At 71.1% G+C, this 11,646-nt stretch carries 12 protein-coding genes; 7 read left to right on the top strand and 5 right to left on the bottom strand.

Annotated elements, in window-relative coordinates:
* From AC2H6A_RS13740 to AC2H6A_RS13730, 3 genes are all read left to right on the top strand, one after another.
* Window positions 1-271 (top strand): Sua5/YciO/YrdC/YwlC family protein (locus AC2H6A_RS13740; protein WP_484274164.1); only part of this gene is annotated, 271 nt, incomplete at its 5' end.
* A 91-nt stretch (window positions 272-362) separates the two neighbouring features.
* Window positions 363-1,577 carry a tryptophan--tRNA ligase gene (locus AC2H6A_RS13735; protein WP_484274163.1) on the top strand — a complete coding sequence of 405 codons (1,215 nt, stop codon included), beginning with the start codon at window positions 363-365 and terminating at the stop codon, window positions 1,575-1,577.
* Complete coding sequence (locus AC2H6A_RS13730; RefSeq protein WP_484274162.1) at window positions 1,574-2,230, top strand: HD domain-containing protein; 657 nt, start codon at window positions 1,574-1,576, stop codon at window positions 2,228-2,230. Before AC2H6A_RS13735 ends, AC2H6A_RS13730 begins: the two co-directional genes overlap by 4 nt.
* Window positions 2,231-2,329: 99 nt before the next feature.
* Here AC2H6A_RS13730 and AC2H6A_RS13725 read toward each other — a convergent pair whose 3' ends face one another.
* Window positions 2,330-5,227, bottom strand: coding sequence for a bifunctional diguanylate cyclase/phosphodiesterase (locus AC2H6A_RS13725; RefSeq protein ID WP_484274161.1), 2,898 nt, complete (start codon window positions 5,225-5,227; stop codon window positions 2,330-2,332).
* 23 nt (window positions 5,228-5,250) lie between these two features.
* On the opposite strand from AC2H6A_RS13725, the gene AC2H6A_RS13720 reads away from it, so the two are divergent.
* From AC2H6A_RS13720 to AC2H6A_RS13705, 4 genes are all read left to right on the top strand, one after another.
* Window positions 5,251-5,832 carry a class I SAM-dependent methyltransferase gene (locus AC2H6A_RS13720; RefSeq protein WP_484274160.1) on the top strand — a complete coding sequence of 194 codons (582 nt, stop codon included), beginning with the start codon at window positions 5,251-5,253 and terminating at the stop codon, window positions 5,830-5,832.
* Between the two features lie 80 nt (window positions 5,833-5,912).
* On the top strand, window positions 5,913-6,791 hold the full coding sequence (dapA, locus tag AC2H6A_RS13715; RefSeq protein ID WP_484274159.1) for a 4-hydroxy-tetrahydrodipicolinate synthase: 879 nt from the start codon (window positions 5,913-5,915) through the stop codon (window positions 6,789-6,791).
* Window positions 6,788-7,957: an outer membrane protein assembly factor BamC gene (gene bamC, locus AC2H6A_RS13710; RefSeq protein WP_484274158.1), complete on the top strand. Its 1,170-nt coding sequence runs from the start codon at window positions 6,788-6,790 to the stop codon at window positions 7,955-7,957. The genes dapA and bamC overlap by 4 nt, the downstream gene beginning before the upstream one ends.
* 27 nt (window positions 7,958-7,984) lie before the next feature.
* Complete coding sequence (locus AC2H6A_RS13705; RefSeq protein WP_484274157.1) at window positions 7,985-8,761, top strand: MBL fold metallo-hydrolase; 777 nt, start codon at window positions 7,985-7,987, stop codon at window positions 8,759-8,761.
* Between the two features lie 75 nt (window positions 8,762-8,836).
* Here AC2H6A_RS13705 and AC2H6A_RS13700 read toward each other — a convergent pair whose 3' ends face one another.
* The 4 genes from AC2H6A_RS13700 to AC2H6A_RS13685 form a co-directional block, all read right to left on the bottom strand.
* Complete coding sequence (locus AC2H6A_RS13700) at window positions 8,837-9,055, bottom strand: hypothetical protein (RefSeq protein WP_484274156.1); 219 nt, start codon at window positions 9,053-9,055, stop codon at window positions 8,837-8,839.
* A gap of 244 nt (window positions 9,056-9,299) precedes the next feature.
* Window positions 9,300-9,776, bottom strand: coding sequence for a DUF7931 domain-containing protein (locus AC2H6A_RS13695; RefSeq protein WP_484274155.1), 477 nt, complete (start codon window positions 9,774-9,776; stop codon window positions 9,300-9,302).
* Window positions 9,777-9,781: 5 nt separating this feature from the next.
* Complete coding sequence (locus tag AC2H6A_RS13690) at window positions 9,782-10,756, bottom strand: Bug family tripartite tricarboxylate transporter substrate binding protein (protein ID WP_484274154.1); 975 nt, start codon at window positions 10,754-10,756, stop codon at window positions 9,782-9,784.
* On the bottom strand, window positions 10,753-11,646 hold an 894-nt coding region (locus AC2H6A_RS13685), incomplete at its 5' end, for a M14 family metallopeptidase (protein WP_484274153.1). The genes AC2H6A_RS13690 and AC2H6A_RS13685, both read right to left, overlap by 4 nt.

Below are 11,646 nucleotides of genomic sequence, written 5' to 3'. Positions count from 1 at the left end.
GCCCGATAGCCCGGTGATCGCCGGCCTGCTCGAGGCCCTGGGCGGACCGGTGCTGGGCACCAGCCTCATCCTGCCGGGCGACGACGATCCGCTGCACGAGGCCGACGAGATCCTTGATCGGCTGGGCAAGCGCATCGAGGCGGTGATCGATGCCGGCGGCCAGGGCCTGGTGCCCACCACGGTGGTCGACATGACCGGCGAGCAACCGATGGTCACTCGCATCGGCTGCGGCGCGGTGGATGGCCGCATCGAACTGGCCGCCGCCGACTGAGCGCGCGGGCGGGCTCGCCCGCAACCCGCCTTGCTATCATCGATGGGTCTTCCCCCTGACGCGCCGGCCACACCGTCGCGCCCATCCAGCCATGTTTCCCGAACTGGTCGTCTCCGGCATGCGCCCCACCGGCGCGCTGCACCTGGGCCACTACCACGGCGCCCTGAAGAACTGGGTCCGCCTGCAGGCCGAGCATCCCTGCTACTTCTTCGTGGCCGACTGGCACGCGCTCACCACCCACTACGACTCGCCCGAGGTGATCGAGGCCAGCGTCTGGGACATGGTCATCGACTGGCTCGCCGCCGGCGTCGATCCGGCCCGCTCCACGCTGTTCATCCAGAGCCGCGTGCCCGAGCATGCCGAACTGCACCTGCTGCTGTCGATGTGCACGCCGCTGGGCTGGCTGGAACGGGTGCCCACCTACAAGGACCAGCAGGAAAAGCTCGCCGATCGCGATCTGGCCACCTATGGCTTCCTCGGCTATCCGCTGCTGCAGTCGGCCGACATCCTGGTCTATCGCGCGGCCTGGGTGCCGGTGGGCGAGGACCAGGTGCCGCATGTGGAGCTCACCCGCGAGGTGGCGCGCCGCTTCAACCACCTCTTCGGCCGCGAGCCCGGCCTGCAGGAGAAGGTCGAGGCCGCCATCCGCAAGCTCGGCGGCAAGGCCGGCAAGACCTACCAGGCGCTGCGTACCCGCTACCAGGAGCAGGGCGATGCTGCCGCGCTCGACGAGGGACGGGCGCTGCTGCAGGCGGCAGCCAGCCTCGGCCAGGATGATCGCGAGCGGCTCTCCGGCTGGCTCGAGGGCAGCCGCCGCATGATCCTTTCCGAGCCCCAGGCCCTGCTCACCGAGGCTTCCCGCATGCCCGGCGTGGACGGCCAGAAGATGAGCAAGAGCTACGGCAACGCGATCGCCATGCGCGAGGACCCGGCCTCGGTCACGCGCAAGATCCGCACCATGCCCACCGACCCGGCGCGGGTGCGGCGCACCGATGCCGGCGAGCCCGAGCGTTGCCCGGTGTGGCAGCTGCACCAGGTCTACTCGCCGGCCGACACCCGCGAGTGGGCTGCCGCGGGCTGCCGCAGCGCCGGCATCGGCTGCCTGGAATGCAAGCAGCCGGTGATCGATGCCGTGCTGCGCGAGCAGCAGGCCTTCCATGAACGCGCCCAGCCCTACCTCGACAACCCGGCGCTGGTGCGCGACATCATGGCCGACGGCTGCGAGCGGGCCCGCAAGGTGGCGTCCGAGACCATGCGCGATGTGCGTCAGGCCATGGGTCTGGCCTACCAGGGCAGCGCGACATGAGCGCGCCGCGGGTCTACACCGAGCGATTCGGCCAGGCCATGGCCTGGGCCCACACCGTGCACCTGGGGCACCTGCGCAAGGGCACCGATCTGCCGTATGTGTCGCACCTCATCTCCGTGGCCGCCCTGGTCATGGAGCATGGCGGCACCGAAGACGAGGCGATCGGCGCGCTGCTGCACGATGCCATCGAGGACCGTTCGGGCGACGACCCCGAGGGCATGAAGCGCGAGATCGCCGAGCGCTTCGGTGCGGCGGTGCTGGCGATCGTGGTCGGCTGCTCCGATGCCGAGTCGCAGACCGAGAAAGACCGCGAGAACGGCAACCGCGCGCTGTGGCAGTCCCGCAAGGACGCCTATGTGGCGCATCTGCGGGCGGCGCCCGCGCCGGTGCGCCTGGTGTCGATGTGCGACAAGCTGCATAACGCCCGCGCCATCCTGGCCGACTACCGCCGCATCGGCGAGCAGCTCTGGGCGCGCTTCAATGGTGGCCGCGAGGGCATGCTCTGGTACTACCGGGCGCTGATCGGTGCCTACCGCGAGGCCATGATCGCCGAGCAGCGGCCGGCCGACGCCCTGATGTGGTCGGTGCTGGCCGAGATCGAGCGTACCGTCGCGCAGTTCGAGTCGCTGGCCGCGGCCGCAACGCCGCGCTGATTCCGATACGGCCCGACCGCCCGGCGCAGCGGTGGTCGGCGCTCGGGTTGCGCTCGGGCCGGCAGCGCGGCTGCGTTCCGGCAGACGGCCGGCTTGCGCTCAGGCTGGCGGTGCACCGCCCTCGCGTACCAGATGCATGCGGCGCACTTCGGGCAGCGTGGCCATAAAGCCGCTCAGCCGGCCGAAAGGCATGGGCTCGGCGATCAGCGTGCCCTGCATGCGATCGCACTGGAACGCGCGCAGGGCATTGAGTTCGTCGGCGGTTTCCACGCCTTCGGCGAGAATCTGCAGGCCGAGCCGGGCTCCCAGCGTGCTGATCGCCTGCACGATCGCCGAATTGCCGCGGTCCTGGGGCAGGCCACGCAGGAATCCCTGGTCGATCTTCAGGCCATCGACGGGCAGGTCCTTCAGGTAGGCGAGCGAGGCGTAGCCGGTGCCGAAGTTGTCGATGATCACCCGCACCCCGAGCCGACGCAGCTCGGACATCACGGCCACCGTGCGTTCGGGCCGCTCGATGAACGCGCTCTCGGTGAGCTCGAGCTGCAGCAGCCGTGGCGGCAGACCGCGCTCGTTCATCATCTTGTTGAGCGAGCCGAGAAAGCCCTCCTCGGTGAACTGGCGGGCCGAGACATTCACCGAGACCACCGCATCGGGATGGGCCTGCAGCCCGATTTCCAGTCGGTCGTCGATGGCACGGCGCAGCGCCCACAGCCCGATCTCGCGGATCAGGTTGCTCTGCTCGGCGGCCGGCAGGAAGCGCTCGGGCCGCAGCAGGCCGAGCGTGGGATGCTGCCAGCGCAGCAGGGCCTCGAAGCCGGCCACCCGCCGGTCACTCACATCGAGGATGGGCTGGTAGTGCAGGTCGACCTCGCCACGCTGCATGGCCAGGGGCAGCTCGGCGGCGAGCTGCAGCTGCTCGCTGCGCTCGTCGGACATTGCCCCGGTGAAGAAGCGGATGTCGTTTCGGCCCTCCGACTTCACGCGGTACATGGCGCTGTCGGCGCACTTGATCAGCAGGGCGGCGTCGGCGCCGTCGTCGGGGTGGATGGCCACGCCGATGCTCGCCGACAGGAAGTAGGCGCGGTTGGACAGCACGAAGGGTTTCTCGACCGCTGACAGCACCCGCCGCGCGATGCGCTCGATCTCGGCGCGATCCGATAGCCGCGACAGCAGGATGACGAATTCGTCGCCGCCCATGCGGCCGGCCACATCCTGCCCGCGGATCGCGTCGCGCAGGCGCTGCGCGACCTCGATCAGCACCTGGTCGCCCACGGTGTGGCCGAGGGTGTCGTTGATGATCTTGTAGCGGTCGAGGTCGATGTAGAGCAGGGCCGTGGGCTCGCCCTGGGCGATGCGGGCCTGCAGCAGCTCGCCGATGGACACCCGGTTGGGCAGGCCGGTGAGCGCATCATGCAGCGACTGGTGGGTGAGCCGCCGCTCGGCCGCCTTGCGCTGCAGGTACAGCGACAGGTTGCTCGACACGATCGCCGCGGTCTGCTCGAGGAAGCGGCCCGCCTGCAGTGGCGCGGCCGACAGGCAGGCAAGCAGCGACCCCACGCGCCCGCCCTCCTGCAGCACCGGCACCAGCAGCATGGCGCGCGCCCCGAGCCGCTCGGCCTGAAAGAGCCGCGCGAGCAGCGGCTCCTGGGAAAGATCGCCCACCCAGCGGGCCTGGGTGCTGTCCCAGGGGCCGGGCTCGGTCTCGGCGCCGCTCAGGACCAGGGTGTCGGGGAACTCCTGCACCATCTGTTCGAACGCGCGGCTGCCCCAGCATTCGCCGGGCACCGCGGGTGTGGCATCGTCGCCCGCCTGCCGGCGCAGGTGCACGCCGCCGATCCAGCCCATCAGGGTGCACAGCCGCGCCAGCGTGTCGGTGACCGCCCGCTCGGGGTCGTCCTGCTCGCGCACCAGTGCCGAAACCTCGCTCTCCAGGCGCAGCAGCAGCCGCTGCTGCTTCTCGTGGGTGATGTCGCGACCGATGCCGCGGTAGCCGATGAACTGCCCCGCCACCGAGACGATCGGGCGGCCGCTGATTGCCACGAAGCGCACCTGACCGCCCGGATCGATCATGGGGTACTCGAAGTCCTCGATCGCGGCGTGCGACTCGAGGCGTTCCCGCAGGCGCTGCCAGTCGGGCTGCTCGAAGGCCCGCGGTCCGGGGGGCGGCTCCCAGAGCGCGCGGCCGATCAGCGCCTGGCGCCAGGGCCCCAGGGCCATGCCCGCGCCCTCGGCGAGATACGACCAGCGGAACTGGCTGTCGGACTCCCAGACCCAGTCCGAGCTGAGCAGGGTGAGCTCGCGGAACTTCGCCTCGCTGGAGGCCAGGCGCCGCTGGATGGCCCGGATGGCGGTGATGTCCTGCACCACGCCGCCCAGGCGGCTGATCTCGCCGCCCGGCCCGCGCTCGGCCCGGGCGATCGAGCGGATCCAGACCGGATTGCCGGCGCGGCTGCGGTCGTGGCCCAGGAATCGGTACTCGATGCGCGCCTCTCCGCCGTAGCGCATGGCGCGGCGGTGGATCTCCTGCCAGCGCTCACGGTCGTCGCGGTGGATGAGGGCCACGAAGGCCGCGAGGGTCGGCTCCGGGCTGCCCTCGGGCCACTCGCAGACCCGGAAGCAGCCCGGACTCCAGGTGAGCGCGGCGCTGGTCTCCGCGGCGGTCAGCCGTTCGAGCGTCCAGGTGCCCGAGTGGGCGAGGCTCTCGGCCATCTGGTGACGATCGATCGTGACGCGCGATTCCTGCAGGGCGCGGGCGAGCCGCCGCTGGTGCCGGGCATCGAAGACCAGGGCGAGCGCTGCAGCGGCTGCCGCCAGCGCCAGCGCGGCGAGCGCCGCCCAGGGCAGCAGCAGACCGGGCAGTGCGCCCAGGGCATGGGTCACGGCGATCATGCCGGCGCAGGCGGCGAGCACGCCCAGCGGCCAGAAGGCGAGCGCGAGCCGCGCCCGCCAGGCGAGGGCAGGGCGGGGATCGGTTTCGCTAGACTGTGGCAAGGCCATGCCGGTGTGGCTCGGAGGCGTCCATGTCGTCAGTGATCGCAGTATCCCACCACCACCCGTCCCAGGGCACGCCAAGTCCCTGGCTGGCCCGATGGATGGCGGCGCTGCCCCCCGGCGCGCGTGTGCTCGACCTCGCCTGCGGCGAAGGTCGCCATGTGTCGGCGGCGCTTGCCCGGGGCGCGCGGGTCACCGGCGTCGACCGTGATGCCCAGGCGCTCGCGGGCCTGCCCGCTGGCGCGGATCGGGTGCAGGCCGATCTCGAGGGCGCGCCCTGGCCGGCCGCGCTCGCTCCCCTGTCGGCCTGGGATGCCATCCTGGTGGCCAACTACCTGTTCCGGCCACGGCTCGATCTGCTGCCGGCCTGTCTCGCACCGGGCGGCCTTCTGGTCTACGAGACCTTCGCGCAGGGCAACGAGCGCTACGGGCGTCCGCGCAATCCCGATTTCCTGCTGCGGCCCGGCGAGCTCTTCGCGCTGTGCGAGCGCAGCGGGCTCGTCGTGCTCGCCTACGAGAGCGGCTGGCTTGCGCGTGGCACCGGCGCCCTGGTGCAGCGGGTGGCGGCAGTGCGTCCGCCCTTCGACCCCGAGCGCTTCCCGATCGGGTGAGGGGGCCGCGGCGGTTCCGGCGCCGGCCTCGGCTAGAATCGGGGTTTGGCCTGACCGGCCACTCCTCGCGGACCGACACCATGATCACTGGAAGCATCGTCGCCATCGTGACCCCGATGCACGAGGACGGCAGCCTCGACCTTGCCAGCTACCGCAAGCTGATCGACTGGCACATCGCCGAAGGCACCGCCGCCATCGTGGCGGTGGGCACCACCGGCGAGTCGCCCACGGTCGATGTCGACGAGCATCACGAGCTCATCCGCGTGGCGGTCGAGCAATGTGCGGGCCGGGTGCCCGTGATTGCCGGCGCCGGCGGCAATTCCACGCGCGAGGCGGTCGAGCTCACCCGCTACTCGGCGAGCGTGGGCGCTGCGGCCACCCTGCAGGTGGTGCCCTATTACAACCGCCCCACCCAGGAGGGCATGTACCGGCACTTCCGTGCGGTGGCCGAGGCGGTCGACCTGCCGCAGATCCTCTACAACGTGCCCGGTCGCACCGTGGCCGATCTCTCCAACGACACCATCCTGCGCCTGGCGCAGGTGCCGGGCATCGTCGGCCTGAAGGACGCCACCGGCGACATGCCCCGGGCTGCTGACCTGCTTGCCCGCCTGCCCGAGCCGTTTGCGGTCTACAGCGGCAACGACGACTCGGCCCTCGCACTCATGGCGGTGGGGGGGCACGGCGTCATCTCCGTCACCGCCAATGTCGCGCCCGGCCCCATGGCCCGGCTGTGTGCGGCTGCGCTCGCCGGAGACTTCGCTGCCGCGCGCGCCATCAACCGACAGCTCATGGCGCTGCACATGAAGCTTTTCGTCGAAGCCAACCCCATTCCCGTGAAATGGGCCCTGGCCGAGATGGGCCGCATGCCGGCGGGCATCCGTCTGCCGCTTACGCCGCTGTCGGCGGGGCTGCAGCCGGTGGTGCGCCAGGCGCTCCAGGTCAGCGGGGTGATGCAGTGAAGCCGCTTGTCCGCCTGGCGCTGTGGGTGGCGGCACTGGCGCTCGCCGGCTGTTCGGCGCTCGACAATGCCACCCGGATCGACTACCGCTCGGCTGCCAAGCTGCCCAACCTCGAGGTGCCGCCTGACCTGGTCAGCCCGCGCTCCGATGACCGATTCGCGATCCCGTCGCGCGGCCAGCCCCAGACCCTGTCCGGCTTCCAGAGCGCCCGTCCGGAGCGCACCGCCGAGGGCCCGCGCGTGCTGCCCGCCGCCGACGGCGTGCGGGTGGAGCGCGCCGGCAACCGGCGCTGGCTGAGCGTGAACCTGCCGCCCGAGCGGGTCTATCCGCTGGTGCGCGAGTTCTGGCAGGAAAGCGGCTTCATCATCCAGAGCGAGATGCCGGAGGTGGGCATCCTCGAGACAGACTGGGCCGAGAACCGTGCCAAGCTCTCGCAGGACTTCATCCGCAACACCCTGGGCAAGGTGTTCGACAGCCTCTACTCCACCGGCGAGCGCGACAAGTTCCGCACCCGCCTGGAGAGCACCGGGTCGGGCGCCACCGAGATCTTCATCACCCACCGCGGTCTGGTCGAGATCTACAAGGATACCCAGCGCTCCTCCACGGTCTGGACGCCGCGCCCCAGCGACCCCGAACTCGAGGCCGAGTTCCTCAGCCGCCTGATGGTCAAGCTCGGCGCCGACCAGCAGCGTGCGCGCCAGCAGGTGGCTGCAGCGCCCGCCGCAGCGCCGTCCCCTGCGGGTGCCGCCGGCGCCAGCGCCGTGCCGGCGGCAGCCTCGCGTGCCGTGCTCGTGGGCAGCGGCGATGAGCAGCGACTGCAGGTGGCCGCACCCTTCGATCGCGCCTGGCGGCAGGTGGGGCTCGCCCTGGACCGCGGCGCTTTCACCGTCGAGGACCGCGATCGCTCACAGGGGGTCTACTTCGTGCGCTACATCGACCCCGAGGTCGAGGCGAAGAACTCCAGCGGACAGGGCTGGTTTGCGCGCACCTTCAAGTTCGGCGACAGCCGGCCCACGTCGGCGCAGCAGTACCGCATCCGCGTGCAGGCCCAGGGCGAGGCGTCGATGGTCGGCGTGCAGCTGCGTGATGGTCAGCCGCCCCGCGCCGAGAACGATCGGCAAACCGCCAGCAAGATCCTCGCGTTGCTGCGCGAACAGCTGCAGTAGCGCCGGTCGGGTTCGGGCGCGCCCGCGGTGCGTTTCGCCAGCCTGGGCAGCGGCAGCGAGGGCAACGCGCTGCTGGTCGAGGCCGGTGGCGCGTCGCCCACCCGGATTCTCATCGACTGCGGCTTCGGCGTGCGCGAGGCACGCCGGCGTCTGGCGGGCCTGGGTCTGGCCATCGAGCAGATCGACGCGGTCTTCGTCACCCATGAGCACAGCGACCACATCGGCGGGGCGGCCCGCGTGGCGGTGGCCGCTGACGCGCCGCTGCACATGACCACCGGGACAGCGCTCGCAGGTCTGCCGCAGCCGCCCGCCGGCCTGCGGTTGCAGTGCCTCGATGCGCATCAGGTGCTGGAGGTGGCCGGTCTGCGCATCGAGCCGGTGCCGGTGCCGCACGATGCCCGGGAGCCGGTTCAGTTCGTCATCGACGACGGGCAGGCCCGGCTGGGGGTGCTCACCGATCTCGGCTGCGTGACTGCCCATGTGGTGCGCGCCATGAGCCGGCTGGATGCGCTGGTGCTCGAGTGCAATCACGACGCCGGGCTGCTGGCCGCCAGCGACTATCCCTGGTCGCTGAAGCGGCGCATCGCCGGTCCGTACGGGCACCTCGAGAACGGCGCCGCTGCGCAGTTGCTCGGCGCCCTCGACCAGAGCCGCCTGCGCACGGTGGTGGCTGCCCACCTCAGCCGCAGCAACAACCGGCCGGAACTCGCCCGAAGCGCCCTGGCGCCTGCCTGGGCGGGCGCCCGCCCCGAAGACATTCGCGTCGCCGACCAGGACAGCGGCATCGACTGGACCGAGGTCTGAGCCTGCGTTGCGCGTTGCCGCGTGCAGGCAAGAAAAAAGCCGGCTCGCGGCCGGCTTTTTTCAGGGGAAGCCGAATTACTTCTTGGCTTCGTCTTTGGCGGCGTCCTTGGCCGCATCCTTGGCGGCGTCGGCCGGCGCAGCGTCGGTCTTGGGCGCTTCGGCCGGGGCCGGGGCCGGGGCGGGGGCCGGGGCAGCAGCCGGGGCCGGCGCGGGGGCGGGGGCCGGCTCTTCCTTCTTGCCGCAAGCGGCGACGGCGACGGCGATCAGCGAGGCAACGAGAAGCGACTTGTTCATGACAGGATCCTTGTGCTGGGAAGGGAAATGGTTATTGGAGGAAACAGCTGCAGAAGGAACTCGGGAGCGATCTGCCGTGACACGCCGAAGGGCGCCAGTGAGACTGGCAGCGACGCGACGGTGATGCAGACCGATCCAAGTCAGCCGCCGATTGTATCAGCGGGTCGCGCAAGCGTGATGAAAATCACCCTGATCCGCACCATGACTGTGCGGATCAGGCCACACTTTGCCGGCGCAATCGCGGCTAGAGCCCGAGCGTGGTGGCCGGCAAGGCGTCACCGGACTCATCCCAGATGGCCCCGAGCCGCTTGCGCTGGCCGTCGGTGGCGCTGGGCATGGCAATCACCAGGCGGCCCATCCGGCTGTCGCGGTGCGGCTTGCGCACCAGGTGCTGATCGTCGGCCAGCAGGACCGACTCCTCGAGCAGCAGCGATTCAGGAAAGACCCTGACCTGGATCCGGGCGCTGTGCAGGCGCTGCAGGCGCAGGAAGCGATCGGCCTGCCGGTGAAGGAAGTCGGGGTTGCCCACCAGCAGTTTCAGCCTTGCTCCGCGTGCCAGCGCGCTTTGCAGGGCGCGGGCACCGGTGGCATCGTGGATCGGCCAGCTCGAGAAATCGGGGTCGAGCAGCCAGATCTCGCGGCGTGCCAGGGCCAGCACCGACAGCACCGCCTCCTGAAAGCCGCTGCGGCCCTCGAAAGCCCGTTCCTGGGGTTCCTGCATGGCGATCAGTCCAGACGCGCGCCGGAAGCCTTCACGGCGCGTTCCCAGCGCGGCAGCTCGGCACGCAGGAAGCGGCCGAAGGCCTCGGGCCCGAGGAAGGCCGGCTCGGCGCCCTGCTGCATCATTCGCGATCGCACCTCCGGGCTGTCGAGCGTCTGCTGCAGGGCCTGGGCCACTCGGGCAAGCGTCTCCGGCGGCGTGCCGGCGGGAGCGAGCAGGCCGTAGAAGCCCACCACCTCGAAGTCCTTCAGGCCGGACTCGATCAGCGTGGGCACCTCGGGCAGCGCGGGGCTGCGCTCGCGGCTGGTGACCCCCAGGGCCCGCACCTTGCCCTGGCGCACATAGGCTGTCACCTGCGGCACGGATTCCGCCATGAACTGCGCATGCCCGGCGAGCACATCGGCGAAGGCCGGCGCGCTGCCCCGGTACGGCAGGTGGACCATGAAGATGCCGGTGGCCTGCTTGAACATCTCGGGCACCAGATGCGAGATGCCGCCATTGCCGGCCGAGGCGTAGTTCAGGCGCCCGGGCTGCCCGCGCGCCAGGGCGATGAACTCGCTGAGGTCGCGGGCGGGCACCGAGGGGTGAACCACCAGGGCGAGTGGCTGCTGGGCGGTGCGCGCCACCGGGATCAGGTCGCGCAGCATCGTGTAGGGCAGGCGGGGATAGAGCGCCGGGTTGATCACCATCACGCCGGTGTTGGCCAGCAGCAGGGTGTGGCCATCGGGGGTCGCGCGAGCGACGAACTCGGCGCCGATCGCACCGCCAGCTCCGGGCTTGTAGTCGATGACGATCGGCTGGCCAAGGGACTGCTGCAGCCGTTCTGCGAGCAGCCGGGCGTGGCCGTCGAGCGGGCCGCCCGCGGGAAATCCGATGATGATGCGCACCGGCCGATCGGGGAAGGCCGCTTGCGCCGGCGCCGCGATGAGGCTGCCGGCCAGCAGCAGCGCCAGTCCCGCGAGGGCCGAGAGAATCTTCATGGCACCGCGCGCGCGCTGTGCCGCGCGAAGTAGAACCATTCCCGGCCGGGCAGCGCGTTGGGATTGGGGAACACCACGTAGCCGTCGGCTGGCGCGGCGATCACTTCGCCGTCGGCGCGGCGACCGATCGGTTCGCCGGCACCCACGCGGTCGAAGGAGCGCCAGGCCCGGGAGAGGGTGTCTTCGGGCTGGCGGCGGTCATGCACCTGGTGCAGCTCGATCACCTCCTTGGGCCCGCTGCTGGCTGGCGCCGGCTGGTCGACGAGGCCCAGGTGCGCGAGCGTGCGGTGGATGGCCTGATAGGCCACCTCGGGCGCCTGCGGGTCGGCGTGGTTGCCGCACTCGAGCGTGACCGCGCAGCCGCCGCGCGAGCGCATGTACTCGGTGGTGCCCACGCCATAGGCCACGCTGTCATTGATGGCGGTGCCGGTGGTGCCGCGAGCCTTGCGCGCGATCACGCCGGCGGCGAAGGCCGACATCCAGCCATGCACCACACGCCGTGGGCCGAGCACCGCGGCCAGCGCCTCCTCGCGCGCGGCCTGGGCGAAGGGCTCGAGCTCATCGGTGTTGTTGGACGGCCCGATGAACACGAAGGCCTCGCCCTGCGAGGCGAAGGAGTGCAGGTCGAGCAGGACATCGTGGGCGGCCAGCAGCGGCGCAAGCTGGTTGGCGATGCGGTCCTCGGCGGTCTCGGGCGAGACCACCTCGCGGAAGTCGCGATTGAGGTTGCGATCGCCCTCGCGGTGCCTGCGGGCAAAGGCCACCGGATTGGCCACCGGCACCAGGGTGAGCGAACCGCGCGCCACCGGCAGGGTGCCTGCGGCGATTTCGGCAAGCACCCGTCGGATGGCGGTGGTGCCGCAGGTCTCGTTGCCGTGCACGGCGCCCAG

The organism is Quisquiliibacterium sp. (assembly GCF_982640115.1).
The sequence above is the reverse complement of the archived record's forward strand: the minus strand, read 5'-3'. Positions and strand labels throughout refer to the sequence as shown.